The organism is Sphaerospermopsis sp. FACHB-1194 (genome assembly GCF_014696235.1).
Classification (GTDB): Bacteria; Cyanobacteriota; Cyanobacteriia; order Cyanobacteriales; family Nostocaceae; genus Sphaerospermopsis; species Sphaerospermopsis kisseleviana.
In genome coordinates this window covers 109647-132976 of the sequence record NZ_JACJPU010000005.1, presented here as the reverse complement: position 1 = coordinate 132976, position 23330 = coordinate 109647, and the positions used below count along the sequence as shown (strand labels likewise).

Genomic DNA, 23330 nt, shown 5'->3' with positions numbered 1-23330 from the left:
GAGGAAACTGTGCAAAATTGAGAATATTCATGTTATTATAAATATCCCATGCTCACGATCATAGGTTGTGGAAATCTCAATCGTAATGACGACGCGGTAGGCGTAATCATTGCCCAACGTTTACAGCAATATCTCGCCGAAAATCCTCACCCCAAAGTCCGCGTTTTTGATTGTGGTACTGCGGGAATGGAAGTGATGTTTCAAGCGAGAGGAAGTGAAAAATTAATTATTCTGGATGCTAGTTGCACAGATTCCCCACCAGGTGCTATATTTAAAGTCCCAGGGAAAGAATTAGAAGCTCTACCCGAACCGAGTTTTAATTTGCATGATTTTCGTTGGGATCATGCTTTGGCTGCTGGGAGAAAAATCTTTTTAGATGATTTTCCCCAGGATGTGACTGTGTATTTAATTGAAGCTGCAAATCTTGATTTTGGACTAGATTTAAGTGCTGCTGTTCAACATTCTGCTGATTTAGTTTTGGCAGAACTAATCACAATTATAAGTCAGAATGTGACGGCTTGATTTCCAAAATTCAGGAGTAGGGGCGAAGCATTCGGAAAATAACCTGTGATAAAAATTGATAATTGTTCGCCCGAATGCTGAATACTGAGAATTAAGAATCTCAAATCCAAAACCCAAAATCCAAAATCCAAAATCCAACTATGCCCAATCACGGTAAACTGAGAGTTCATCTACCCTCATTTCAAATGGTACAGCATTAGGGTCAGGAGGACAAACGCGAATTTTGGCACTGCTAACAATACCATAAAGAATACTAGCCATTGGGACGATTTTTTGCAAAATTTTCCAATTGCTAACTTGATCTGGACATTCAATTACTAAAGTTAAAGCACTAGCATCAGTCGTCATATACCAACGACAATGAGAGAGTAAATTTTGAATAATGCGATCGCATCCTTGATAAAAGTACCGACTAATAGAATATTCTAGCTGTTGTCGCAGGATAATATCTGCTGATGTTGCTTGCATAGGGTGCTTGTCATCAGCATTGAATTCTGATTCTCTTCTGCTCATTTCGGTTGCTTTTCCTATTTTATTTACCAATGGCCATTACATAAAGAACATCCTTATTGGTTAGTAGAAATGCTTGGGCTTCATCATCATAAAAAGCACCAATACCACTACAATCTATTCCCCAATAATTGCAGGATAGATATACTCGTTGTCCGATAAAACCAGCTAATTGCATAGCAGTTTGATAACTCAAATAATCGGACACAAAAAACAAAGTTACAGCGCAGTCTTTAGCCAGCGCCTGATGAATACACAAGTAACCTGTTTTTTCACTCAAATCACCCGACTCAATGAGATTCCTACCATGATATAAACCGGGTGTCATACCTTCAACACGATGCACCACCGAGTAAATTTCTATTTGCTCAAAATCTTCTGTAGGGATTGGTTGTTGAATATCTTGCCAAATTCGCCAATAGATTTCTTGAGTAATAGAATTTCTTTGAAAACGTCGAATAGAACGCCTGTTCCAAAAGCTCTCAAAAAACCGTTCTCGGTGAAAATTAAATTGAGGATGTTCTAGCTTTTGCTGGTGACTAGGTTGCATTGATGTTGCTTGATAAGCATCTTCAATGAATTGATTCGCTTGAAAATAGTCAGTTCCACAGACAAAAGGAATGGATAACCTTAAACGTCTGACTGGCTTTTCTTGCGTCTCCCCCGATATCACACAACTACTAATAAACTCCTTATTCTCAAATCCTAAATCAGCATTGAGAGAGAGTTTATCAAAGTCAAAGATTAATTTGATGTTTTTTTCATGAAGATACGCTGAAGCTGCAATAGCGCCCATAAGGTGTCCGCTATCCAATAAGCAATATCTAATGCTCCTGTCTTGATATTTCCAGCTAGACCTATAATAAACACAACTAACTAAAAAAATGCAGCCGTTGATACGTTTATTAGGTATAATATAACTTTCTAACCCATCATCAATTAATTCATAAATCAACGTCAGACAATTATTCTCAACTTCTAGATGGTAGATGCCGTTTATAAATCCTTCAACCTCACGAATTTGGATATAAACTTCCGTGGGATATAACGCCCCAGCAGAGGGATTTACCCGGAGTTGATAGGTTTCATTTTTGTAAATCTTCTCAAAAGTAATGGCGCTTGTTAACTTGATAAAAGCATGAAATGGATTATTAGGAATTAATTTCACTCGCCGATAAAATTTAGGATAAACTTTAAAGGCGCGGGGTTGAGTTGATCCATCCACATAATTGGGATTCATTTGCACAGATAGGTAAGAATGCTTGGTAGCCTCATGAAAGGCTATTCCATAAAGCTTACTGTGTGGCATTTTTCAGTAACCTTAAAACTTCTATATTGCTGGCAAAGTCAATTGCTTTATAGTCATCCAAATTGTGTAAATTCATGTTAGGATTATGTTGTAATAGCAATCTCACTACTTCTGTCTTTCCAGCCGATGCACCATACATCAGGACAGTTGCACCATTATCATTTTGATTGTTAATATCTATGTTGGCTTCTAGTAGTAAATTCATTAAATCGTAGTGATTCCCAAAACACGCAAACCACAAAGCATTATTGTGATCATCGTTAGTGGCATTGATATCCGCACCTGCATTAATTAATTCTTTCACCACTGGGTAAAGTCCATCTCTAGTGGCTTTCATTAAAGCTGTATCACCATTTTTACCCCGCTGATTTAAATCTTCGGGATTGTAATTATTTGCTAATAGCCATTGGCAGGTTTCTGTACTTAATTTGAGTTGATTTGGTTGACTCATAATTATAGTTGAGTAAATAACTTAAACAAGAAAAATATGATGGCTGATTACTGATAGCTGATAGCTGAATACTTACCAAATAAAAACGGAATGGTGAGCAATGCCCACCATATTTAAAAGCTTTATTTGAATCAGAGAAAAAACACAGTAGCTGGAGAACAATTGTGATACCAATTCTTTGTGACGTTGCCAGAGATTTGATCCCCCCAACCCCCCTTAGTAAGGGGGGCTAAGAGATGAATTGATCATCCGGGAAGAGAAAAGGTATAGCAAGCACTCAGGTAATTAGGACATCAACTGATGACAAAACTAAGATACAAATTAACTTTTAAATCTGTCACCTGTCACCTGTCACCTGTAACCTGTCACCTAGTAAAACTGTTAGCCGGCTGTCACTGGTTTTTTATCGTCAGCAAACAGTTCTCTAGCAGATTTGCATGGTTTTGGTACACCATAAAAAGTAGCTTCTGCTTCGAGTTCGTCTACTATATCCCAAGCTTCAATTGCTCGTTTAGAATCTGGACCATAGTTAGCAGAAATTAACCGAGCTTCAGATACAGCTTTCTGTATCTCTTTGCGTAGGAATTTTAATTTTGGTTTATCTACAAAGTTACCCTTGGTGAGAATATCAGTCACAGAAATAATGCCTAATAATTCACCTTGAATAACAGGCGCACGCCATGTATCAGTATTAGCAAATAACCGCGCTACATATTCAACATCTAGGTCAGGATTGACAACTACGCAGGGTTTAGTCATCACTTCGTACACATGAACCGCTTCGGGATCTCTACCAAAAGCTGCAACTTTGCCCACGATATCCATTTCGGTAATCATACCGTAAGCATCGCCACTGTGACGAGGTTCAACAACTAAAGCCCGCAGTTCTTTGAGCCTCATTAGTTTGACTGCTTCTGCTACGGTTGCGGAACCGCGAATAGTAGCAACATCTTGAGTCATAATTTGTTTGGCTCTCATAATTCCTGCTCCTTTAATTCGGTGAGCGAATCATTGAATTACTTCTAAACTGCTGCGATTCTCCTAAACTTTTTCTCGGTAGTTTTTGCACCTTTGCACCTTAATCATCAATAGATATTGAATAGTGAGGCGTGTTATGTACTACTGGCTAAAAAGCAATTACTTGATGTGAACATTCCTAAACCGAATTATTAATAATCTGAGAGATTTTCATGAATCCGGTGATTTTAGAAATAAGATTTACGCAGGTTCTATATATTTTCATCTACCGTTCTTACTCTTTACCTTGGTTGTGGTTTAACTGGGGATCAAAGTAAGAGGTTTGGGATTTACTCTGTAATCGCTTCTTGTTGAGGTTTAGGTTCACTGCCAACAATTTAGCTTACTTATATAGTATCACTCTGGTCAGCAGGAAATATGAATGATTTATAAAGATCCACCCATTTTTGACCATAAATCGGATTAAAAAATTGTTAAGTGGATGACAGAAGCAAAAAATTATATTTGATGTTTTTGATATCAGATATTACGATTTATTATGAAATTTATTAGTTAAACATTTAGAAAAATTCCATTAAATAAATATAAAAATTATTGACTAGAAATACTATTTCTGAATTATGGCAGCAGCGGAAAATATGAGGTTTGACAAAATATATGTTTCATTTGTAGTCAATAGATACATTTTTGGGTTATCATAGTTATAATCTAGGTATTAATTAATAACCTGGTTAACTTATCAATATATTGAAGACTGACGAAGTACATCAGAAATTGTAAATGTGAAATTGGAACTGTGAGTTTATGCTGTTACCAGTAGAATTAGCAAATCAAAATTTATATGAACAAGATTATTATTTGTGGTTGCGGACAACTATTAATCAACTGCGTGCTGGGCAATTTTCATCTGTAGATTTAGAGAATTTAATTGAAGAATTAGAAACTATGGGTAGAAGTCAGAAACGAGCTATTGAAAGTTTATTAATTAGACTTCTCGAACATTTGTTAAAACTTAAATATTGGGATAGTGAAAGAGAGCGTAATGAGGGACATTGGAAAGGGGAAATCAGGACTTTTCGCAGACAAATAAAAAAAGAATTGAAAGATAGTCCTAGTTTGAAACCTTATATTTTAGAAATCTTTGAGGAATGTTATGAAGAAGCAAGAAAAGAAGCAAGCGATCGCTCTCAACTTCCCCTGGATACATTTCCCATCAATCCCATTGGTTCTTTAGAGCAGGTTTTAGATGATAATTGGTTTGTTGGGAGATGAGAAAATAGCGATCGCTCTTTTATAAATCAATTCCAGAGTCAAAATTCACATTTATTGTGACCATGAATTTTGAGCTATGATTTGATTGTATAAATAATTCTCCAATTCTGAATCAACATCTAAAGCAAAACGTAGTTCCCTATCGTTGATATGTGGAAAATATGACTTTCCAAATCTTCTAAGTAAACTTCCACCAACTTGCGCTCCTCTTTGAATCTTGTGTTGCAAATGCAACCCAGTAACAAAAGCTGTTATCCGTGCTTTACTGTCAGTGTCATTTCTAATACAAGTTCTTAGAGCTATCTTAATATCTTCTTCTGGTGAACGAAGGTTAACGTTGTTTGTTGCAACCTGTATGAAATCAAAACAACCAAGTCCAGCTTGATAAATTTGCTTTCTGAGATTTTCGTCCTTAACTAATTTCCAAAATAAAGCAACAGCAATTTTTTCAACGGGATCAGGATCAGAAAACATAACTTACTTATTGATCAATATATAAACGTATAATTTAATATACACTACTTTTTATACTAAATCAAGAACTTAATTTAGTCCTTAACAATGAGTTGATTAGAACAGGTTTTAGATGATAATTGGTTTGTGGGATAATCTGGCATTAAGCATTCAGTAATCTAGTCATAAGATCCCGGACTTCTTTTATTATCATGTTAATAAAATCTGACTATATCACAGAAGTCGGGGATCTGGGTATCAACAAGTGTTATAGCTTAATCATTAAAATTTGGCTAAAATAATCATAGTTCAAATAATAAATAATTCCTGTTGTTTAAAATTAGATTCTGCCATACGGTTATTAGCTAGATTAACATAATCAGGATTGATTTCAATTCCTAAATAATGACGATTTAAATTTCTAGCTGCTAAACAGTCTTTTGGATCACATAATACCAAAAATTATTTTTGTTTTAATAATCTATTAGTTCCACCCTCAAGCACACGCACATAAATAGCCCGTACAGTGTCCCGATCTAAATTCATTGATACATTTCCAGCCTTAATTATAAAAGCCGGAAAATGCTGCTCAACAGTGATATTAGTTCCTGTATGAATACCCATTGATATCAGTTTCTTTCTCATAGTTTTATCCTGAGTTTGACAGACAGTAACAATTCCTATTTCTCCAGGTTTGAGCAATTCCAAAGAGCAACCAGTTACACTAAAAGGAGTAAACATTGCCGAACAATAATTAAAAGTAAAAAGTGAAACTTGAAATGATGAAAGATGATAAACATCCTCCATCATGGTAAAAGTTCAATTATGGGTTTAATTAGCAAAGCTAAACCCTAATTTTGTATTAAACCAAATAAGCTTCTTGGTGGGTTTTGATTGTACAGTTGGAGCGGGGATAAGTAACGCACAATAAAGCAAAACCTTTTTCTACTTGTTCATCATCCAAGAAGTTTTGATCATCTTGGTTGATTTCACCTTCAACAATTTTACCTACACAGCTAGAACAAGAACCAGCGTGACAAGAAACTGGTAAATCAATACCTGCATCTGCTGCTGCATCAATAATTGTGACATCATCATCACAGTCAATTGTGGTGTCTAAGTCTTCTTTTTTGTTGATCAATCTTACTTTATAGGTTGCCATGTTTTACTTCTCCTCAAATTTGAATAGAACTTGTAATTTGGTTGCTTACTGTTTACATTTTCAGTAAGGTAAATCATCTCTTCCGTACACAAAAAAATGTAGAGTGTGTCTACGGAAAAGTTGTAAATTTGTAGGTGATGGAATGGAACTTAGAAAAGTTTCCATATCTATTTTTTCCTAAGTTCCAAATTTTTTTAGCTGCAAGGTACACCGTTAGGTGAACAATCTCCTGATTTAAAAGATTTGCCACAACCACAGGTGTCAGTTGCATTGGGGTTGGAAAACTTAAAACCGCTATCCATGACACCCTCAATAAAATCAACGACTACACCTTCTAATAAGGGCGCACTTTTAGCGTCAACGTAAATCAATACGTTACCTTGTTGGGTGACAATATCATCAGGTTGGGGCTTATTGGTAATTTCAATACCATATTCATAGCCACTACAACCACCGTTTTTAACGGAGATGCGGATACCTTTTTTAGCTTGATTTTCTTCCGCAGCAGAACCTTTTAAAAAAGCCCGCAAACGAAATTCTGCTTTTTCTGTTAAAGTAACAGTCATTTTGTTTCCTGTAGCGATTATTCTGATTTTCAGATGTAGGTTAATTATTACTGTGGTGGTGAAACTTTAAACTGATAAAGATTGAGATTGGGAATATCTCCAAGGTGCTGTATTACCGCAGACTGGACAATTGCGATCGCGTTGAGAACGACGTTTAGCAAATTCCATTCTACTGAAATCAATTGTTAGCAATTCCGATAATAATGGTTGACTAAAACCGGTAATTAACTTGATAGCTTCCAAAGCAGTTAAACAAGCTAAAGTTCCAGAAACAGCCCCTAAAACTGAAAAACCCCGGCGATCCCAATCTGGTTTTTCTGGAAACAAACAGGACAAACAAGGAGTTACACCAGGAATAATTGTTGTTAGGTAAGCCTCCATTCCATCCATTGCTGCTTCCACCATTGGTTTACGCCACTTTACACAAGCTTCATTTAATAAATTACGCTCGGTAAAATTGTGGGCGCAGTCCAAAGCCATATCCGCAGATTGCACCAACGAATCTACATTTTCGGGGGTAATATAATCATGAATTGCCTCAATTTGCACATCAGGATTAATAGCTTCCAGAGTTTCTTTAGCCTTAAAAACTCTTGGTTTTCCCACCCAATCATCAGTCATTAAAATCTGACGATTCATGTCATCGAGACGCAAATCACCACCCCGGACTAGGATGAGCCGCCCAACGCCCGCTACTGCTAGGTAAAGCGCCGCCGTTCCACCTAATCCCCCCACACCAGTCACCAGAACCGTCGCTGACTTCAGGCGCTTTTGAGCTATTTCGCCAAAATTCGGCAGCATCATTTGGCGACTATAGCGTTCTAATTCGGTAGGCGTTAGGTTGATCAATTTATACCTCCTAGTCAGACGTGATTTCTGTTAGCGTAACTACATTTTTTGGTTTGTCATTGAACACCTTGAACAATTTTTGTTCGTGGGGTGTTGATTCTATAAAAACTTGATAAGCTTGTTGCAAAGCTTGGCTGTATTTTTCTAACTTTTCTGCTGCACTTAGATTAGGATATTGCTCATCAATTTGATACATAAATTGAGAGAATTTTTTTAAGATATGCAGCCGATTGACATTGACAAAATGTTGATCGTAAGGCAGATTAAAAAACTGGAAATAAGCTTCTGCATCTACGATTTTTTTAAATTCTTCAATAGTTCCAGTCATTTACCGTTCTCCATTTTTTTTAGTTGTTGCTTGAGTTGATCTAACTCTTGATAGATTTTGTAAGTCTCATTGGCAACATCCATCAATTTTTCGTAATCTGTAGGTAGTCCTTCAGCTAAATCATGCAGATCCATTTTCATTTGACCTGCTTTACTATTTAGCTTTTTAATCGTGGTTTTCAGTTCTTCAATGGTCATTGGTGATTGGTGATTGGTGATTGGTAATTGGTAATTGGTAATTGGTAATTGGTAATTGGTAATTGGTAATGGGTAATTGGGTATTCTTCCCAGTCCCCAGTCCCCAGTCCCCAGTCCCCAGTCCCCAGTCCCCAGTCCCCAATCACCAAATATTACAAATTGCCTACTTCGGGGAAACGTTTGGCTAATTCAATTCCTTTTTCAACAAACTTTTCTCCCTCTTCATTCAGCTTTTCTAGAGATTCAAAACCAAAACGGTGAGCATCACGTAAGGTTTTTACAGTTAATAATAATCGTCCAGAAAAAACTAAAGCCCAACCAAAACCTTCATGACCTAATTCAATTACCACATTAGAAAGTAATCCAGTTTCCTTTTCTATGCTTGAGGCGATCGCTCTAAAAAAAGCATTAATGCGAGAAAGAGTAGCTGGATCAACTTCACCTTCTGTAGAAATTTCTTTTTTCTTTTGTTTTGTCACCACAAAAGGTTTAAGAATCAATTCATCAGACCAATTTTTGTAAAATCCATAGCTATCATTAGCTCGAATTTGTTGGACTAATGTTTTCAGAAAAGGTGAAGAAATTATCGTGCTTGTTGCGTTTCCGTTCACACTATTATTTTCACTCATACCGCAGCTTCGTTTTCAATTTCCTCTAAAAAGTTAGATTTCTTTTGACCTAAAGCTTTACGCAACCAAGGTGGAGGATTCCCTTTCAAAGTTTGCACTAATTTAGTCAAGATTTCTTCAATCTTTTCTTCTTCAGATTTCGCCTTAACAGGTGTCACACCATGCTTAATTAAACGAGCGGCCGCACTACCACCAATAGCCACTACATAAACTATTGTACAATCTTTTAAAGCCTCAAGTTTAGGGGTAATTTTATCCTCATTACCATCTTCTTTAAGATCACCATCAAAGGTTAAAGTTTCTAGAAATTGATATCCTTCATCTGTAATTTCATAGACATCAATTTCCTTAGCCCATCCAAAATGAGCATTAACATGAATTCTGTCAGTTGTCGTAAATGCAATTTTCACTTTCATTTGTCCTTTGTTAGTAATTAGTAATCAGTAATCAGCTTATTAACTGTCACCTGTCACCTGTCACCTGTCACCTATTACCTGTTCCCATTGTTTCATCATTAATGCTTCTTCGTGTTCTATAAATAGGTTGCCAATACCAAATAAAACATCCATAGAACCGCGATATCCTACCTTGGTAAATAAGCCATTTCCTAATCTGTCGTAAATAGGAATACCTAAACGATAGAGAGGAATAGAAAGACGTTTAGCAATAGTATTAACATTAGAATTTCCAATTAATAAATCAGAACCTACTGCTAAATCTTCCAAATCTTCTAAATCGCCAATAGTCACATTTTTAATGGGTAGATGCTCTAATAAAGGTGATTTTGTGGTAGTTACAGCCCCATGAATTTGCGCCCCCATTGACTGGAGAAAATGCACCATAGACCACATTAAATCCGGTTCTAAGGCTAAAGAAATCCGTTTTGCACCAAAATAAAAATGAGTGTCTAACATCGCATCTTGTAGCTGACGACGTTGGCGACAATATTTTTCTGGTACGGGATTTCCACTTAACACAGATAAGGCTTGTAGAAACTCATCCACAGGTTCTAAACCTGTTAAATCTCTGAAAACTTCGTAGTCTGTGTTAAACCTTTGCTGGAGAATTTTAGCTGCTCCTCGCATACTTTCACCTAATGCAATAGTGAAAGCAGAACTACCTAAAGATTGCAATTGTTTGAGAGTTGTACCACTAGCAGTTATAGCACTATAATTATCCTCTAAATGTCCATCTAAAGAAGCTCCCAAATTAGGCACAAAAATAGGATCTAAACCGAAGGATTTAACCATTTCTTCGATTTCTTGAACATCTCCCGGAGTAAATGCAGAACCCGCTAAAATTGTGATTTGTTCTGGTTTTACCCCTCCTGCTTTGGGAACTTCTTTAACAATGCTTTCTACTGCAACTGCAAAACCATCTTGCAATGCACCTTTAAAGTCAGGAGTGGGAGCAAAAATAATGGCTAAATGATCTAATTCTGGATGACGTTTTCTAATTTCTTTTAAAAAACGTTCAATATCATCTCCTCTAGTTTCAGTTAACCCAGTGGTACATAAACCAATAATTTCTGGTTGTAATTTTTCTACTACTGTTAAAATTGCTTGTTCAACATTTTCTTCACCACCTAAAATGGTAGTAACTTCCGTCATTGCGGTAGTAGCTAAAGGAATCGCTTCCCGAAAATGCCGAACTAAAACAACTTTTGCAAAAGCAGTACAACCTTGAGAACCATGAAATAAAGGGATAGTTCCTTTTAATCCTAAAAAAGCTAAAGATGCGCCTAAAGCCTGACTTTGTTTAAGGGGATTAACAGAAACAGATTTTTCTGGAAGTGTAACAAGTGCCATAAATATAATCTCAATAATTGAAAATTGAAAATTGACAATTGATAATTAATAATTTTCCATTATCAATTATCCATTATCAATTTTTAATTTATTCCCAAGGTGCGGGTTTACGAATTTGTTCCCAAATTGGGCTATACAAAGCTTCGTATAATTCCCGTGCCATTTCTACCATTCCCATATAACCAGCATAGGGATGATGACGTTCTTGGTTAATATCTAAAAATGGGATTCTGGCTTTTAATGCTGTGTACTGGTTTCTTCCCCCAGCTATTAACATATCCGCTTTTGTATCTTCCACTAACTTGAGCAATTCTTTGGCATTTCCTTTTTCTAACATAATGCCATCATTGCCTAACAATTTCTTGATTTTGGATTTATCTTCTTCTGTACTTTTGCGGGTACTGGTGGCAACAACTTCTATTCCTAAATCTTTAGCTGCCGAAATAATTGACCAACTTTTTACACCACCAGTATAGAGTACCACTCGTTTACCTTTGAGTCTTTCTCTATAAGGTGCAAGGGCAATATCTAAAGCTGCTGTTTCTTCAGCAATTAATTTTTCTGTCCGTGCTTGTAAATCAGCATCACCTAATTTTGCAGCGACATTTCTCAGGCAACGGTTAATATCATCTATACCATAAAATGATTCTTCAATGTAAGGAATACCGTAACGTTCCTCCATTTTCCGCGCCATGTTTAATAATGCCCGTGAGCATATCATCACATTCAATTTAGCACGGTGAGCATAGGTTATTTCTTGATAGCGAGCATCGCCAGTAATTTTAGATAAAACGCGAATACCTAACTTTTCAAATAAAGGTAAAACGCCCCACATTTCCCCAGCAATATTGTACTCACCAATCAAATTAATATCATAAGGTGTAGTATATTCTGGTTCAGCAGTACCGACTACATAATCTAATAAAGCTTCACCACCAAAGCGATTTCCCAGATTTTTACTACCTATAAAACCAGGAGAAATAACAGGAACAACCGGAACACCAATTTTTTCTGCTGCTACTTTACAAACTGCTTCCATATCATCACCAATAAGAGCAGTTACGCAAGTAGCATATACAAAAACTGCGGCTGGTTTGTAACGTTTGTGAATTGCGAGAATGCCTTGATAAAGTTTTTTCTCACCACCAAAAATCACATCATTTTCTGTTAAATCAGTGGTAAAACCTGTTTTATAAAGCATTGGTCCAGAAGACAAACTTCCGCGACTTCCCCAAGAGTTACCAGCGCAAGCAATAGGACCATGTACCAAATGAGCAGCATCGGTAATAGGCACTAATGCTATCATTGCGCCATCAAAAGCACAACCACCTTGAGCAGCACCAGGTTGAGCTTGTTGGGTACAGGATTTGTTTTTCTTTTCTCCTTGTTTTTTTTGATTATGTTCGCATCCTGATTCATTCAGAAGTTCGTTAATTTTGCTTTGGGTCATTTTCATATTTATGTCTCGCCTGGGTTGATTTTTATTAATTAAAATTGTCAGCATTCAGCTATCAGTAATCAGTCATCAGCTTTTTAAAGCTACGCTGCTATGGAAAATCCTGATTTCTGACATTCAACATTTCTGCAAAACTATATAGACTTACCGCAAAATTCCTCTTAATATTAGATTTACACAGTTAAAATTTCAGAAAAGATATCTATTTATCTGTAACTGAATTTTAATAACATCAATCCTTGATAATTGCTCTTCTGTTTAGTTCAATACTAATGACCAATGACTAATGACCAAGAAAAAAGTAATGGGTAATGAATAATAATTGATGTTTAGCAAATATATTGCGTCACATCTTCGCCACATTCGTCAACAAGATATGACAAAGCCCGAAATCGTAAACCGACAACTTCGTTATACAGAGGATTGATTTGACAAATTGCGGGAATATGGAAAGTGCGACCAAATAAATTAATATCTCGCTCGAAAGGACAACAACAGGGAATTACTCGACAAATTAGATGGGCTAGGCGATTATTTTTAACTGGGATACCATCTACTAACTTTCTCAGGGGACGGAAAATGTCAAAGTTTCCGGGGTTTTGGTAGCTGGGTGGATGATAGTTAGGATGTGGATGAGAATGGGGAATAGATGCCATAATGCAAACCTAAGATAACTACAATTTAGTAATCAGTAATCAGTAATCAGTAATCAGTAATCAGCATTCAATTATTCTGACTGCTCTACGGGCGAAGCATTCGGGCGATTAATTATCAATTTTTGTCGAAGGCTATTTTCCGAATGCTTCGCCCCTACGATTCCTGTTGTGATTTACTGGAATAGGGAATTGGGAAATAATACCCAATCCCCATTTATTCTTTGTTGTTTTGCTAGTAGTCAGATGTTTTTTAACACCTGACTGTTGATATTCTTAGCGTACTAAGTCGTAAGAAATATCGGTCTTACCAGCAACGTTGGTGTTGCGATCGATTTCTTCAAAGATTGTGTTAACAACCCAGTTCAACAAGTTGATTACACCTTTGTAACCGATGGTTGCATAGCGGTGGTAGTGGTGACGGTCCATGATGGGATAACCGATTCTTACTAAAGGTACACCACAATCACGCCACAGGTACTTACCGTAGGAGTTACCGATTAACAAGTCTACGGGTTCGGTGAACAACAAGGAACGTAAGTGCCATAAGTCCTTACCACCCCAGATTTTAGCGTCTTTACCAAATTCGCTAGAATCTAACAGTGCTTGCAGTTCTTTTTCAAATACTTCGTTGGTGTTGTGAACCAAAATGTGTACAGGTTCAGCACCCATTTCTAACATGAAGCTAACAACGCTGTAAACTAGGTCAGGATCACCGTAGATAGCGAAACGCTTACCGTGTACCCAAGCATGGGAGTCGGTCATAGCGTCAACTGCACGACCACGTTCTACTTCTAATTCAGCAGGAATGGGCTTACCAGTTAGTTCGCTGAGTTTCATCAAGAATTCGTCTGTACCCTTGATACCCCAAGGACGAGCAACACAAACATCTTGCTTCCATTCCTTAGCAATGTATTCACGGGTCTTGCTCAGGGAGTAAGCTTGAAGAGCAACAGTAGCTTTAGCGTTGATGGAGTCTGCTGCATCTTCTAACTTTGTACCACCGGGGTACATATTGAATTCACCGTCGTTAGGTGCGTCAACATAATCACTGTTGTCAGATAACAAGGTGTAGTCAATGCCCATCAATTCAGCGATGCGCTTAACTTCACGGTTGTTTTCTACATAGGTGTCAAAACCGGGGATGAAGTTGATTTTGCCATTGCTGGTAGCTTTCTTCTTACCTGCGGTCAGGTTAGAAAGAATGCCCTTCATCATGTTGTCGTAACCGGTGATGTGAGAACCTACGAAGCTAGGAGTATGTGCGAAGGGTACGGGGAAGTCTTGGGGAACTGAACCAGCGTTTTTAGCGTTGGTGATAAACGCACCTAAGTCATCACCGATAACTTCAGCCATACAGGTGGTGCAAACTGCGATCATCTTGGGTTTGTACAATGCGTAAGCGTTAGCCAAACCATCAATCATGTTTTGCAGACCACCGAAAACCGCAGCGTCTTCAGTCATGGAAGAAGAAACGCCGGAGAATGGTTCTTTATAGTGACGGGTTAAGTGTGTACGGAAGTAAGCAACACAACCTTGAGAACCTTGAACGAAGGGAAGAGTGCCTTCAAAACCCACAGCAGCGAACATAGCACCTAAAGGCTGACAACCTTTAGCGGGGTTAACGGTTAAAGCTTCACGAGCGAAGTTCTTTTCACGATATTCCCAGGTCTTTGTCCATTCTGCAACCCGTTGAACTTCTTCGGGGGTGTGAGCGTTTTCAAATTCTTTCTTGTTTTGGAACAGTTGTTGGTATTCTGGCTGGTGGAATAGCTCAACGTGGTCTTTAATATTTTCTGGATTCTGAGGCATTTCTAGTTCTCCAAGCTTGCTGTGTGTTGTGTTTCAGTGATTTTTTGGTTAGGTAGAGGCGGGGTTTTCCCGCCGGTTTTTGGTGGAGAGTGGGGAATGTGGCTCAAAATTCAGAATGCAAAATTCAACACTGAGAATTTTTGATTTTGAATTTTGAATTCCCTACTCCCCCCTGGGGCGAAACCCCAGACTTTTCCTATCCGGCCAAGGTTGCCCCTACTCTGTTGTTACCTAGACTGCTGCTGTAGCTTTTCTTAAAGCTTTCTTTGCAGACTTGTTCCAGGGAGCGCCGATTAATCCCCAGGTTGGGCTGTTGAGTGCCAAATCCATGTCACGAGCGAAGATTGCGAATCCGTCGTAACCGTGGTAAGGACCGGAGTATTTTTATTAATGGTTTAATAGTTTGTGAATGCTTAATGTTTGTATTTAAACTGAAATTAAGTTACAATTAAGCTAAAATTACAATATACACCAAGAGAAGAGAATGATTAATATTAATTGGGGAGAAATCCAAATCAAACAAAGATTGATTAATTAATAGAATAGTGCCAATTATCGAGAATTTTCTAAGGAAAGATGATTTATAGCAAATTATGAAACTACAGTTAAAACCAGCAGGAATAAATCATAATGGCATATTTAGGGTTTGCTGAATAAACCTAAAACCTTGATATATCAAAGGTTAGAGGCTGATAAACACAGAAATTAGTGCAAGGGTTTTGAAGGGTATACCGGAAAAAGTGTGCATTTTTTGGGATTTCAAGAGATGGCAAAGAAATTTTCCAATCTCCTCCTGACTCCTGACTCCTGACTCCTGACTCCTGACTCCTGACTCCTATGCCCTCACGGAAAGACTTTCTCAGCAACCCCTATTTATTAGATACCAAACTAATAACATCTTGTAAATCCTTAAATCCTGGACATTCTGATTCAGACAAGTGCTATAATAATATTTACAGATAGTTGAGTGAAGACACTATGAGCATCACAACTTTAACTAAACTAGACTTTATACAATTCTTACAACAACGTCCTGATGATGGTATTTATGAATTAGTTAACGGAGAAATTGTTAAAGTGGAAGCAATTAGAGCGCATAAAAATGTAGCCAGATTTTTGGTAAAGGCTTTTGATAGAGAGAGTGAACGATTACAGCTTGATTATATTGTAGATAAAGATATAGTTATTAGAACTATTACTAATAAAGGAGAACAGAGGGGAAGAAATCCTGATGTGAGCGTAGTTCTTGCATCTTTATGGAATGCTAATGTTACAGCTTATGGTGCTTTAATTGAACCAATTCCATTAGCAGTAGAAGTAGTATCAACAAATTGGGAAGATGATTATGTTGATAAGTTAGAAGAATATGAAAATTTGGGAATTAAGGAATATTGGATAGTGGATTATTTAGCTATAGCTTCTCGTAGTTATTTAGGAAATCCTAAGTTACCAACGGTGTTTGTTTATGAATTGGTTGATGGTAAATATCAACAAACAGCATTTACAGGTACAGATAAAATTATTTCTCCTACTTTTCCTGAATTAAATATTACGGTTGAAGATGTCATTAAAGCTAGTCAAATTTATAATGTATAATATTGTCGAGATACTGAAATGATTGTAGAAGTTTGGTATCTGTTTTCTGGATGTTTGCAGTTAACATATTTATTTCGGGTTTAAGTTTATTCTAATAAACAATTAAAAATGCAAGATTCACAAATTCAAGATCCAGAACAAGGGGTTTTGAATTAATTCTTTATGGTTTATTTGTTTATTTTGATGCGATCGCCACAAACCCAACATGAAAACCAACCTCACACAAGAAATACAGCTAGTAAATCTGCGTTTGAAGTCTGCAAAGGCCAGAGTTACCATTCGGGAATCTAATGGATGTCTGCAATTACGGGCAACTTTACCCCTGAAACCAGGAGATGCTGATATCAGAAAAACAGGTAAAAAGCAATACAACATCAGTTTAAACATTCCTGCTAACTTGGAGGGATTAAAAACCGTAGAAGAAGAAGCTTATGAGTTAGGAAAGTTAATTGCCAGAAAAACCTTTGTTTGGAATGATAAATATTTAGGGAAGGAAACTAGAAAAAATGATTTACCAACTATTGGCGAATTATTAGAACAGTTTGAAATTGAATATTTTAAAACCCATAAACGCACAACTAAAAGTGAGCATACTTTCTTTTATTATTATACTCGAATCAAACGCTATACCAATGCAGATGATTTAGCAATTGGGGAAAATTTTATTCATGCAATTGAGAAAATTGATAAGGAATGGGCGCGATATAATGCTGTGAGGGCTATTTCTGTATTTTGTCAACTTTTTAAGATTGAAATTAACTTAACTAACTATGCTAAAACCCCAGAAACTAACTCTAGAAATGTTCCTACAGATAAGGAAATAGTCGCAGGGTTTTATAAATTTGAAGAATATGAAAATAATAGAGGTAAACAAGTTAATCAAGATGTAAAAGATAGCTGGTTACTTTGGCGTTGGGTTTATGGAATGTTGGCGGTTTTTGGTTTACGTCCCCGTGAGATTTTTATTAATCCTGATGTTAATTGGTGGTTGAGTAATGAAAATATAGATTTAACTTGGAAGGTTGATAAAGATTGTAAAACGGGAGAAAGGGAAGCATTACCTTTATATAAAGAATGGATTGAGGAATTTGATTTAAGAAATCCCCAGTATTTAGAAATGTTGGTGACAGCAATTAGTAAAAAAGATCAAAATAATCATGCAGAAATTACCGCTTTAATTCAAAGAGTTAGTTGGTGGTTTAGGAAAATCGGTTTAGATTTTAAACCCTATGATTTACGGCATGGTTGGGCAATTAGAGCGCATATTTTAGGGATTCCGATTAAAGCAGCAGCAGATAATTTAGGTCATAGTGTGCAGATTCACACGAAAACTTATCAACGTTGGTTTTCTTTGGATATGCGGAAATTGGCAATAAATCAAGCTTTGAGTAAGCGGAATGAGGTTGAGGTGATTAAGGATGAAAATTTGGTTTTGAAGATGGAGAATGAAAGGTTAAAACTTGAGTTAGAAAAATTAAAAATTGAAATGATTTATAAAGGTAGTTTTTAGGATTTAATATGTTATAGTTGCAGGATATCAAAAAATATATTTTCAGGGATGAACTACCAACCAAACTCAGACTATGACAGCGCGTGGAAAGAAGCGATTACAGTTTATCTAGAACAATTTATAGAATACTGTTTTCCTGAAGTTTATCAAGATATTAACTGGGAAAAAGGATATGAAACTCTAGACACCGAATTACAAGAACTAATTAGAGATGCAGAAACAGGAAGACGTTTAGCGGATAAACTGGTAAAAGTCACCCTGCGGAATGGAGAAAAAGCGTTAGTTCTGATTCACATAGAAATACAAGGACAAGAACAAGACGATTTTGCGGAAAGGATGTATATTAGACATCTACAGAAAAGAAATTATAGAACCTATTTATGGGGGCAGGGCGAAGCTTATGGGATATCTAGATGTCTGATTTTTCCGTTAAATTATCGCCCATAAGCTTCGCCCCTACAACTTATGACAAATTAATACATTCTATTGTGGAGATGTCTATTTATAATCATCGTTTATTTAATCGCTATCGTCTTAAAGTCTTTAGTTTCGCAGTTTTAGGAGATGATAACCCCAATTGGAAACCAGCATCTTATGGTTATAGTCAGTGGGGATTTACCACTCATTTGCAATTTCCCAGTGTTAAACTATTAGATTATAGCCATGATACCCTAGCACAAAGTAAAAATCCTTTTGCTATCATCATTATGGCATATTTACAAACCCAAGCCACTCAAGGTAATTCAGCTGCTTGGTACAAAATGGGATTAAATGCGGAAGAAATCACTGAACGCATGACTCATGTAACTCTTGTTCAGGTGTATGCAGCTTTAACTTATTATCATGCTAATCGAGAAGAAATTGAAGGTTATATTGCTGCTGAAAAAGCTGATTATCAACGGTTATAGATTAAGGAGATAAGTCTATGGAAAGCATGAAAATTAAAGCACAAATTGGTAATGATAGGATAGTCAAAATCGAACTTCCTCCTGAGTTTGCTAATGAAGAATTAGAAATGGTGATTGTATTTCAACGTATTGCCAAAACATCATTAAAATCTGAAAATAAATCTCCAGAAGAGTTAGGATATTCTCGAAGATTTTTAGAAGAAGTAATAGGTAGTTGGGAAGGTGAAATGATTGAAATTCCAGAACAGCTTCAGTTTGAAGAACGGGAGGAAATTCAATGGCCTATCTCTTAGATACAAATGCTTGTATTCAAATTCTCAATTCTCGAAATTCACCTGTTACTAAACGACTTTTATCAATTCCTGTTCAAGAAATTTATATTTGTACTGTGGTGTACAGCGAACTATATTATGGAGCTTACAAAAGTGCAAATGTTAATAAAAACTTATCTCACTTAGAAAATTTACTTGCTGAATTTGTTGATTTACCCCTAGATCGTCAAGCGGCAAAAATTGCTGGACAAATTCGCGCTCGTCTGGATTCTTTAGGTATTCCCATTGGTTCTAATGATTTGTTAATTGCGGCGATCGCATTAGCAAATGATCTCACTCTAGTTACTCACAATACCCGTGAATTTAGCCGTATTGAAAGTTTGAAATATGAAGATTGGGAATAGATAGGGGTTGCTGAGAAAGTCTTTCCGTGAGGGCATAGGAGTCAGGAGTCAGGAGTCAGGAGTCAGGAGGAGATTTGAAAATTTCTTTGCCATCTCTTGAAATCCCAAAAAATGCACACTTTTTCCGGTATACCCTTCCAAACCCTTGCACTAATTTCTGTGTTTATCAGCCTCTAACCTTTGATATATCAAGGTTTTAGGTTTATTCAGCAAACCCTAGATAAGTTAATGTTGGGTTTTTTCAACCCAAAAAGCGATCGCACTTTCCAAGCTCCAAACTAAAATGAGCGATCGCCTCATCCTAAATATCCAATGATAAAATCAAGAAAACTCAAAACAATCCACCAATGACAGCTACACTGGTTAAACCCTCCCAATTCCTACCAGAAGGAATCTGTATCAAGCGTATTAATAACCTCACCCTCTTCAAATTTACCGATCAACTAGGAGAACGGATGCAAGAACTCCTTGATAAAAATAAATTGAATACCCTCACCCCAGAAGAAGCAATAGAATTAGAAGCCATAGGAGAACTTGACGACATATTCAGTTATATTAACGCTGCTGTTGCTGCTCAAGAAAATGCCCATTCCTAAATCTCTTTATGAGCAGGTGAGACAACGCGCTCAATGTCGCTGTGAATACTGTCACTACCCTGAACTTCTCAGCACAGCACCCCTTTCCATTGACCATCTGCAACCCCAATCTCTGGGAGGTACGGATAGTCCCGATAATCTTGCTCTGGCCTGTCGTCGTTGCAACGAAAGACGCTACAACTTCACTACAGGTATTGATCCTGATACGGGAAAAGAAACTCCTTTATTTAACCCTCGTCAGCAAATTTGGTCTGAACATTTTATTTGGACATCTGACGGTTTGTGTATTCTTGGTACGACTCCTACAGGAAGGGCAACTTGTGAACGTCTTGATCTAAATGATGAACGTCGAGGAGAAAAATTTATTCAAAAATCTCGACAAAGATGGGTTGAAAGCGGTCTACATCCTCCTGAAGATGATCCACAAGAATCAGAGTAATTTGTGCGATCGCCTCATCCTAAATATCCAATGATAAAATCAAGACAACTTAAAACCATCCAGTCATAACAAATGCGATCGCACCGTGAGCTTCACTAACCCACAATCATGAAACTTGTGGAAAAATAGAAATATAAAATTCTCTCTACCATGAAAATTATGAACGCCATAGAACTATTTCCCACCCTGCGAAATTTAACTCGTGCAGATAAGCTAAAAGTTATGCAGTTTCTAGTATCAGAATTAGCTAAAGATGAAGAACCATCATTAGAACAGGGAGCAACTTATTCTATTGTGTCCCCGCTAAATTCTCATGCTGCTGCACATCAACTAGCCCAACTGCTAGAAGCTGATAAACAAAAGGAACATGAATAAACCTCAAAGATTTTCCTTTACAGAGGCTCTGGAATTTTAGATGGGATAATTTCATCTTTAATATGCTTATGATCTGCGTAGCCCAAATCAGGTTTGTGTTTTGCATTATCATAGCGAAATATTAAGTTGTTTTCATTGTCTTGATAATGGAATGAATAAGAGAGCTTTGCTAATGATTCTTGTAGATCAATATGTTCTTTGAAAAATAAGCGACTCCCCCGTAAAAAGCCTAAATTTCCCTGGATAAACCCGACATAGTTTGATCTAGCATCTAAGGAAAAATTAAAAGATATAATCCACCCTTGATTCAGGTATTTTTGAATAACGATAAGAATATCAGCTTGGTAATTGTTGAGTGACATATTCTATTTAAGCGATCGCTTTCTAGTATCAAACATTAATTATTTAAAAGCTTCAATCTGATCCAAATAAACATTAATTAACTGATGATCAGCCACTAAAATTTCATCGAATAAAAACCCATTCATGCGATTTTTCTCACTTGATAATGATTCCCCATCAACTTTGCTGCAAATTGAATACAAGCATAAATATCTTCTCGTTGTAGAGAGGGGTACTCTTCCAGAATTTCCTCAATTGAATCACCAGCGCCTAAAAACTCCATAATTGTTTGTACAGAAATTCGAGTATTAGTAATAATGGGTCGTCCATTACAAATGTCTGGATGAATAGTGATTCTACTTTCCATTTTGGTTACTTCTTGTCGTTACGGATTAATTGTAGCATTTGTCTGATAGCGTGGTGCAAGCTAGATGAGGATTTACAGGATGAGGGATCTGTTTGTAAATGATGTTGCTAATTTGACGCTGATTAATTGTCTGATAGCGTAGCGTGGCGCAAGCCATATCAGGATTTCCAGGATTTCAGGATTTACAGGATGAGGGACTCGGTGGTTAATTGGTGGCGATCGCTCTGGTTGTCTGAATCAGGATTTCCAGGATTTTAGGATTTACAGGATGAGGTTGCTAATTTGATGGTGATTAATTGGTAGCGATCGCTGTGGGAATTTGTCTGAATCAGGATTTCCAAGATTTCAGGATTTACAGGATGAGGTTGCTAATTTGAGGATAATTAATGATGAGCGATCGCTGTGGGAATTTGTCTGAATCAGGATTTCCAAGATTTCAGGATTTACAGGATGAGGTTGCTAATTTGAGGATAATTAATGATGAGCGATCGCTGTGGGAATTTGTCTGATAGTTGACAGGATGTAATTTATCCTCGCTTAGATCCCCAACTTCTCTAAGAAGTCGGGGATCTGAATAACTCTATTGATAAGCGATCGGACTCAAATAAAGTGGCTAATTTGACGGTAATTAATTTATAACAATAAAGTTATTAGATCCTAAATTACCTGTTAGTCCTGTTACCTCAATAATGGCAATAGTAGTGAGGAAATTCGTGAATTATCTAAACCACAAACTGATCATAGTCATGTTTTCACCCTGGAATTATTGGGATTAGATGATGATGGTGTAAACATTCTTAAAAAATTTGGCTTGAAAAATGAAGAAAATTATCAAAAATTGCTGAATATTTATCAAGGAACTCCCCAATATTTACAAATAATTGGTTATCTTATTCAGGAATTATTTGCAGGTGACACCAATAAATTTTTGCAGCTAGATCAACCTTTTATAGATATTGAACTAACGGCTTTTTTAGAGCAAAGTTTAGATATTTTGCCACCATCAGAAGTAGAATTACTACATTTTATAGCTAGTCAAAATGGCTCAATTTTATTAAGTGAACTGGAAAATAGTCATCAGGTTTATGAGCTAATAGTTACTAGTATTCAATCCCTAAAAAGGCGTTTCCTTCTTTCTACCCAACAAATAAATGCAGAAGTGAGTTTAGAGGTTTCACCTGTGATTAGAAAATTTTACCACAAACTAGATTACAACTAGACTAGATCCCCGACTTCCTGGAAAAGTTAGATATTTATTAGATATTTATAAGACATTTATAAGACATTTATAAGACTTACGCAAGATGTGACTTAAAACCTTATTCTTGTGTAGGGGTAATTCATGTAGCTTGCTTTCCGAAGGGTATTACCCCTACTTTCGTTCCCTTTTACGTAAGTCCTGATTTAAATTAAATTGTATCTGAATCAATATTTAATTCCTGCAAATTTGCTGCTAACCCTTGAACTTTTTCATCAGATATTTCTGCTTTTTGGGCTTTAAATTCTGCCCTTTGAGCTTTTTGCAAAAATAATAATTAGGGGGTGCTGAAAACCAGAAGAAGCAAT

35 protein-coding genes are annotated in these 23330 nt (G+C 36.7%); 14 read left to right on the top strand and 21 right to left on the bottom strand.

Features of this window, described 5'->3' with window-relative positions; all coding sequences use genetic code 11:
• Window positions 1-48: 48 nt before the first annotated feature.
• The gene (locus H6F45_RS05095) at window positions 49-522 is read left to right on the top strand and encodes a hydrogenase maturation protease (RefSeq protein ID WP_096568495.1); all 474 of its coding nucleotides are present in this window, start codon (window positions 49-51) and stop codon (window positions 520-522) included.
• 138 nt (window positions 523-660) lie between these two features.
• Here H6F45_RS05095 and H6F45_RS05090 read toward each other — a convergent pair whose 3' ends face one another.
• The 4 genes from H6F45_RS05090 to H6F45_RS05075 form a co-directional block, all read right to left on the bottom strand.
• Complete coding sequence (locus H6F45_RS05090) at window positions 661-1035, bottom strand: hypothetical protein (RefSeq protein ID WP_096572690.1); 375 nt, start codon at window positions 1033-1035, stop codon at window positions 661-663.
• Window positions 1036-1054: 19 nt separating this feature from the next.
• Window positions 1055-2341, bottom strand: coding sequence for a SagB/ThcOx family dehydrogenase (locus tag H6F45_RS05085; protein ID WP_190346645.1), 1287 nt, complete (start codon window positions 2339-2341; stop codon window positions 1055-1057).
• Window positions 2328-2792, bottom strand: coding sequence for an ankyrin repeat domain-containing protein (locus H6F45_RS05080; RefSeq protein ID WP_137668015.1), 465 nt, complete (start codon window positions 2790-2792; stop codon window positions 2328-2330). Before H6F45_RS05080 ends, H6F45_RS05085 begins: the two co-directional genes overlap by 14 nt.
• A gap of 381 nt (window positions 2793-3173) precedes the next feature.
• On the bottom strand, window positions 3174-3770 hold the full coding sequence (locus H6F45_RS05075; RefSeq protein ID WP_187040955.1) for a CBS domain-containing protein: 597 nt from the start codon (window positions 3768-3770) through the stop codon (window positions 3174-3176).
• 804 nt (window positions 3771-4574) lie between these two features.
• Between H6F45_RS05075 and H6F45_RS05070 the strand changes: the two genes are divergently transcribed.
• Window positions 4575-5042, top strand: coding sequence for a DUF29 domain-containing protein (locus tag H6F45_RS05070; protein ID WP_096568504.1), 468 nt, complete (start codon window positions 4575-4577; stop codon window positions 5040-5042).
• 51 nt (window positions 5043-5093) lie between these two features.
• Here H6F45_RS05070 and H6F45_RS05065 read toward each other — a convergent pair whose 3' ends face one another.
• The 8 genes from H6F45_RS05065 to H6F45_RS05030 form a co-directional block, all read right to left on the bottom strand.
• Window positions 5094-5516, bottom strand: coding sequence for a hypothetical protein (locus H6F45_RS05065; protein WP_137668013.1), 423 nt, complete (start codon window positions 5514-5516; stop codon window positions 5094-5096).
• A 288-nt stretch (window positions 5517-5804) separates the two neighbouring features.
• The gene (locus H6F45_RS05060) at window positions 5805-5954 is read right to left on the bottom strand and encodes a site-specific DNA-methyltransferase (protein WP_236104082.1); all 150 of its coding nucleotides are present in this window, start codon (window positions 5952-5954) and stop codon (window positions 5805-5807) included.
• A 3-nt stretch (window positions 5955-5957) separates the two neighbouring features.
• Window positions 5958-6305, bottom strand: coding sequence for a FeoA family protein (locus H6F45_RS05055; RefSeq protein ID WP_307722526.1), 348 nt, complete (start codon window positions 6303-6305; stop codon window positions 5958-5960).
• A 52-nt stretch (window positions 6306-6357) separates the two neighbouring features.
• Window positions 6358-6657, bottom strand: a complete 300-nt coding sequence (locus tag H6F45_RS05050; protein ID WP_190346644.1) for a 2Fe-2S iron-sulfur cluster-binding protein — start codon at window positions 6655-6657, stop codon at window positions 6358-6360.
• Between the two features lie 194 nt (window positions 6658-6851).
• The gene (locus tag H6F45_RS05045) at window positions 6852-7223 is read right to left on the bottom strand and encodes an iron-sulfur cluster assembly accessory protein (protein WP_096568513.1); all 372 of its coding nucleotides are present in this window, start codon (window positions 7221-7223) and stop codon (window positions 6852-6854) included.
• 66 nt (window positions 7224-7289) lie between these two features.
• Entirely contained in the window at window positions 7290-8072 is a 783-nt protein-coding gene (locus H6F45_RS05040; RefSeq protein WP_096568515.1) for a HesA/MoeB/ThiF family protein, read from the bottom strand.
• Between the two features lie 10 nt (window positions 8073-8082).
• Window positions 8083-8400, bottom strand: a complete 318-nt coding sequence (nifW, locus tag H6F45_RS05035; RefSeq protein ID WP_096568518.1) for a nitrogenase-stabilizing/protective protein NifW — start codon at window positions 8398-8400, stop codon at window positions 8083-8085.
• Window positions 8397-8597 (bottom strand): CCE_0567 family metalloprotein, encoded by a 201-nt coding sequence (locus H6F45_RS05030; protein WP_096572692.1) that lies wholly within the window; start codon window positions 8595-8597, stop codon window positions 8397-8399. Before H6F45_RS05030 ends, nifW begins: the two co-directional genes overlap by 4 nt.
• Window positions 8598-8659: 62 nt before the next feature.
• Between H6F45_RS05030 and H6F45_RS26910 the strand changes: the two genes are divergently transcribed.
• Window positions 8660-8785: a hypothetical protein gene (locus tag H6F45_RS26910; protein WP_277876959.1), complete on the top strand. Its 126-nt coding sequence runs from the start codon at window positions 8660-8662 to the stop codon at window positions 8783-8785.
• Here the strand turns inward: H6F45_RS26910 and H6F45_RS05020 are convergent.
• The 7 genes from H6F45_RS05020 to H6F45_RS04990 form a co-directional block, all read right to left on the bottom strand.
• On the bottom strand, window positions 8750-9226 hold the full coding sequence (locus H6F45_RS05020) for a NifX-associated nitrogen fixation protein (protein WP_190346643.1): 477 nt from the start codon (window positions 9224-9226) through the stop codon (window positions 8750-8752). The two genes, H6F45_RS26910 and H6F45_RS05020, sit on opposite strands and share 36 nt — an antisense overlap.
• Complete coding sequence (gene nifX, locus H6F45_RS05015) at window positions 9223-9642, bottom strand: nitrogen fixation protein NifX (RefSeq protein ID WP_096568524.1); 420 nt, start codon at window positions 9640-9642, stop codon at window positions 9223-9225. Before nifX ends, H6F45_RS05020 begins: the two co-directional genes overlap by 4 nt.
• Window positions 9643-9702: 60 nt before the next feature.
• Window positions 9703-11034 carry a nitrogenase iron-molybdenum cofactor biosynthesis protein NifN gene (gene nifN / locus H6F45_RS05010; protein ID WP_190346642.1) on the bottom strand — a complete coding sequence of 444 codons (1332 nt, stop codon included), beginning with the start codon at window positions 11032-11034 and terminating at the stop codon, window positions 9703-9705.
• Between the two features lie 88 nt (window positions 11035-11122).
• Entirely contained in the window at window positions 11123-12490 is a 1368-nt protein-coding gene (nifE, locus tag H6F45_RS05005; protein ID WP_190346641.1) for a nitrogenase iron-molybdenum cofactor biosynthesis protein NifE, read from the bottom strand.
• A 329-nt stretch (window positions 12491-12819) separates the two neighbouring features.
• Window positions 12820-13146: a Mo-dependent nitrogenase C-terminal domain-containing protein gene (locus H6F45_RS05000; protein ID WP_096568530.1), complete on the bottom strand. Its 327-nt coding sequence runs from the start codon at window positions 13144-13146 to the stop codon at window positions 12820-12822.
• A 273-nt stretch (window positions 13147-13419) separates the two neighbouring features.
• Window positions 13420-14955 carry a nitrogenase molybdenum-iron protein subunit beta gene (gene nifK / locus H6F45_RS04995; protein ID WP_096568533.1) on the bottom strand — a complete coding sequence of 512 codons (1536 nt, stop codon included), beginning with the start codon at window positions 14953-14955 and terminating at the stop codon, window positions 13420-13422.
• Between the two features lie 659 nt (window positions 14956-15614).
• The gene (locus tag H6F45_RS04990) at window positions 15615-15821 is read right to left on the bottom strand and encodes a hypothetical protein (protein WP_190346640.1); all 207 of its coding nucleotides are present in this window, start codon (window positions 15819-15821) and stop codon (window positions 15615-15617) included.
• A 112-nt stretch (window positions 15822-15933) separates the two neighbouring features.
• Here H6F45_RS04990 and H6F45_RS04985 point away from each other — a divergent pair, with 112 nt between their 5' ends.
• From H6F45_RS04985 to H6F45_RS04945, 9 genes are all read left to right on the top strand, one after another.
• Window positions 15934-16551: a Uma2 family endonuclease gene (locus tag H6F45_RS04985; RefSeq protein WP_096568539.1), complete on the top strand. Its 618-nt coding sequence runs from the start codon at window positions 15934-15936 to the stop codon at window positions 16549-16551.
• A 205-nt stretch (window positions 16552-16756) separates the two neighbouring features.
• A complete protein-coding gene (locus H6F45_RS04980; protein ID WP_190346639.1) occupies window positions 16757-18061 on the top strand; it encodes a site-specific integrase in 1305 nt (434 codons plus the stop codon).
• A 48-nt stretch (window positions 18062-18109) separates the two neighbouring features.
• Window positions 18110-18508: a hypothetical protein gene (locus H6F45_RS04975; RefSeq protein WP_190346638.1), complete on the top strand. Its 399-nt coding sequence runs from the start codon at window positions 18110-18112 to the stop codon at window positions 18506-18508.
• A gap of 47 nt (window positions 18509-18555) precedes the next feature.
• Window positions 18556-18969, top strand: a complete 414-nt coding sequence (locus H6F45_RS04970; RefSeq protein WP_187039492.1) for a hypothetical protein — start codon at window positions 18556-18558, stop codon at window positions 18967-18969.
• A 17-nt stretch (window positions 18970-18986) separates the two neighbouring features.
• Complete coding sequence (locus H6F45_RS04965; RefSeq protein WP_137668952.1) at window positions 18987-19262, top strand: hypothetical protein; 276 nt, start codon at window positions 18987-18989, stop codon at window positions 19260-19262.
• Window positions 19247-19645, top strand: coding sequence for a type II toxin-antitoxin system VapC family toxin (locus H6F45_RS04960; RefSeq protein WP_190346637.1), 399 nt, complete (start codon window positions 19247-19249; stop codon window positions 19643-19645). Before H6F45_RS04965 ends, H6F45_RS04960 begins: the two co-directional genes overlap by 16 nt.
• Before the next feature lie 347 nt (window positions 19646-19992).
• A complete protein-coding gene (locus H6F45_RS04955) occupies window positions 19993-20241 on the top strand; it encodes a hypothetical protein (protein ID WP_096568550.1) in 249 nt (82 codons plus the stop codon).
• On the top strand, window positions 20228-20680 hold the full coding sequence (locus H6F45_RS04950) for an HNH endonuclease signature motif containing protein (protein WP_190346636.1): 453 nt from the start codon (window positions 20228-20230) through the stop codon (window positions 20678-20680). The genes H6F45_RS04955 and H6F45_RS04950 overlap by 14 nt, the downstream gene beginning before the upstream one ends.
• A gap of 159 nt (window positions 20681-20839) precedes the next feature.
• A complete protein-coding gene (locus H6F45_RS04945; protein WP_096572694.1) occupies window positions 20840-21055 on the top strand; it encodes a hypothetical protein in 216 nt (71 codons plus the stop codon).
• A gap of 17 nt (window positions 21056-21072) precedes the next feature.
• Here the strand turns inward: H6F45_RS04945 and H6F45_RS04940 are convergent, their stop codons facing one another.
• Both H6F45_RS04940 and H6F45_RS04935 read right to left on the bottom strand, forming a co-directional pair.
• On the bottom strand, window positions 21073-21417 hold the full coding sequence (locus tag H6F45_RS04940) for a DUF6516 family protein (RefSeq protein ID WP_190346635.1): 345 nt from the start codon (window positions 21415-21417) through the stop codon (window positions 21073-21075).
• Window positions 21418-21539: 122 nt separating this feature from the next.
• Window positions 21540-21764: a DUF433 domain-containing protein gene (locus tag H6F45_RS04935; protein WP_027404290.1), complete on the bottom strand. Its 225-nt coding sequence runs from the start codon at window positions 21762-21764 to the stop codon at window positions 21540-21542.
• Window positions 21765-22150: 386 nt separating this feature from the next.
• Here H6F45_RS04935 and H6F45_RS26905 point away from each other — a divergent pair, with 386 nt between their 5' ends.
• Both H6F45_RS26905 and H6F45_RS04930 read left to right on the top strand, forming a co-directional pair.
• Window positions 22151-22273, top strand: a complete 123-nt coding sequence (locus H6F45_RS26905) for a hypothetical protein (RefSeq protein ID WP_277876957.1) — start codon at window positions 22151-22153, stop codon at window positions 22271-22273.
• A 257-nt stretch (window positions 22274-22530) separates the two neighbouring features.
• Entirely contained in the window at window positions 22531-22983 is a 453-nt protein-coding gene (locus tag H6F45_RS04930; protein WP_190346634.1) for a hypothetical protein, read from the top strand.
• Window positions 22984-23330 lie beyond the last annotated feature (347 nt).

Coding starts and splice junctions, on each gene's coding strand:
- nifX (WP_096568524.1), bottom strand. CDS start 9,642: ATGAAAGTGAAAATTGCATTTACGACAACTGACAGAATTCATGTTAAT.
- H6F45_RS05055 (WP_307722526.1), bottom strand. CDS start 6,305: ATGATGGAGGATGTTTATCATCTTTCATCATTTCAAGTTTCACTTTTT.
- H6F45_RS05075 (WP_187040955.1), bottom strand. CDS start 3,770: ATGAGAGCCAAACAAATTATGACTCAAGATGTTGCTACTATTCGCGGT.
- H6F45_RS05070 (WP_096568504.1), top strand. CDS start 4,575: ATGCTGTTACCAGTAGAATTAGCAAATCAAAATTTATATGAACAAGAT.
- H6F45_RS04950 (WP_190346636.1), top strand. CDS start 20,228: ATGCCCATTCCTAAATCTCTTTATGAGCAGGTGAGACAACGCGCTCAA.
- H6F45_RS05000 (WP_096568530.1), bottom strand. CDS start 13,146: ATGGCATCTATTCCCCATTCTCATCCACATCCTAACTATCATCCACCC.
- H6F45_RS05095 (WP_096568495.1), top strand. CDS start 49: ATGCTCACGATCATAGGTTGTGGAAATCTCAATCGTAATGACGACGCG.
- H6F45_RS26905 (WP_277876957.1), top strand. CDS start 22,151: ATGATGAGCGATCGCTGTGGGAATTTGTCTGAATCAGGATTTCCAAGA.
- H6F45_RS05050 (WP_190346644.1), bottom strand. CDS start 6,657: ATGGCAACCTATAAAGTAAGATTGATCAACAAAAAAGAAGACTTAGAC.
- H6F45_RS05030 (WP_096572692.1), bottom strand. CDS start 8,597: ATGACCATTGAAGAACTGAAAACCACGATTAAAAAGCTAAATAGTAAA.
- H6F45_RS04985 (WP_096568539.1), top strand. CDS start 15,934: ATGAGCATCACAACTTTAACTAAACTAGACTTTATACAATTCTTACAA.
- H6F45_RS04980 (WP_190346639.1), top strand. CDS start 16,757: ATGAAAACCAACCTCACACAAGAAATACAGCTAGTAAATCTGCGTTTG.
- H6F45_RS04945 (WP_096572694.1), top strand. CDS start 20,840: ATGAACGCCATAGAACTATTTCCCACCCTGCGAAATTTAACTCGTGCA.
- nifW (WP_096568518.1), bottom strand. CDS start 8,400: ATGACTGGAACTATTGAAGAATTTAAAAAAATCGTAGATGCAGAAGCT.
- H6F45_RS04960 (WP_190346637.1), top strand. CDS start 19,247: ATGGCCTATCTCTTAGATACAAATGCTTGTATTCAAATTCTCAATTCT.
- nifE (WP_190346641.1), bottom strand. CDS start 12,490: ATGAAAATGACCCAAAGCAAAATTAACGAACTTCTGAATGAATCAGGA.
- H6F45_RS05090 (WP_096572690.1), bottom strand. CDS start 1,035: ATGAGCAGAAGAGAATCAGAATTCAATGCTGATGACAAGCACCCTATG.
- H6F45_RS05045 (WP_096568513.1), bottom strand. CDS start 7,223: ATGACTGTTACTTTAACAGAAAAAGCAGAATTTCGTTTGCGGGCTTTT.
- H6F45_RS05080 (WP_137668015.1), bottom strand. CDS start 2,792: ATGAGTCAACCAAATCAACTCAAATTAAGTACAGAAACCTGCCAATGG.
- H6F45_RS04970 (WP_187039492.1), top strand. CDS start 18,556: ATGTCTATTTATAATCATCGTTTATTTAATCGCTATCGTCTTAAAGTC.
- H6F45_RS04935 (WP_027404290.1), bottom strand. CDS start 21,764: ATGGAAAGTAGAATCACTATTCATCCAGACATTTGTAATGGACGACCC.
- nifN (WP_190346642.1), bottom strand. CDS start 11,034: ATGGCACTTGTTACACTTCCAGAAAAATCTGTTTCTGTTAATCCCCTT.
- H6F45_RS05020 (WP_190346643.1), bottom strand. CDS start 9,226: ATGAGTGAAAATAATAGTGTGAACGGAAACGCAACAAGCACGATAATT.
- nifK (WP_096568533.1), bottom strand. CDS start 14,955: ATGCCTCAGAATCCAGAAAATATTAAAGACCACGTTGAGCTATTCCAC.
- H6F45_RS04965 (WP_137668952.1), top strand. CDS start 18,987: ATGGAAAGCATGAAAATTAAAGCACAAATTGGTAATGATAGGATAGTC.
- H6F45_RS04975 (WP_190346638.1), top strand. CDS start 18,110: ATGAACTACCAACCAAACTCAGACTATGACAGCGCGTGGAAAGAAGCG.
- H6F45_RS05065 (WP_137668013.1), bottom strand. CDS start 5,516: ATGTTTTCTGATCCTGATCCCGTTGAAAAAATTGCTGTTGCTTTATTT.
- H6F45_RS05085 (WP_190346645.1), bottom strand. CDS start 2,341: ATGCCACACAGTAAGCTTTATGGAATAGCCTTTCATGAGGCTACCAAG.
- H6F45_RS04955 (WP_096568550.1), top strand. CDS start 19,993: ATGACAGCTACACTGGTTAAACCCTCCCAATTCCTACCAGAAGGAATC.
- H6F45_RS04940 (WP_190346635.1), bottom strand. CDS start 21,417: ATGTCACTCAACAATTACCAAGCTGATATTCTTATCGTTATTCAAAAA.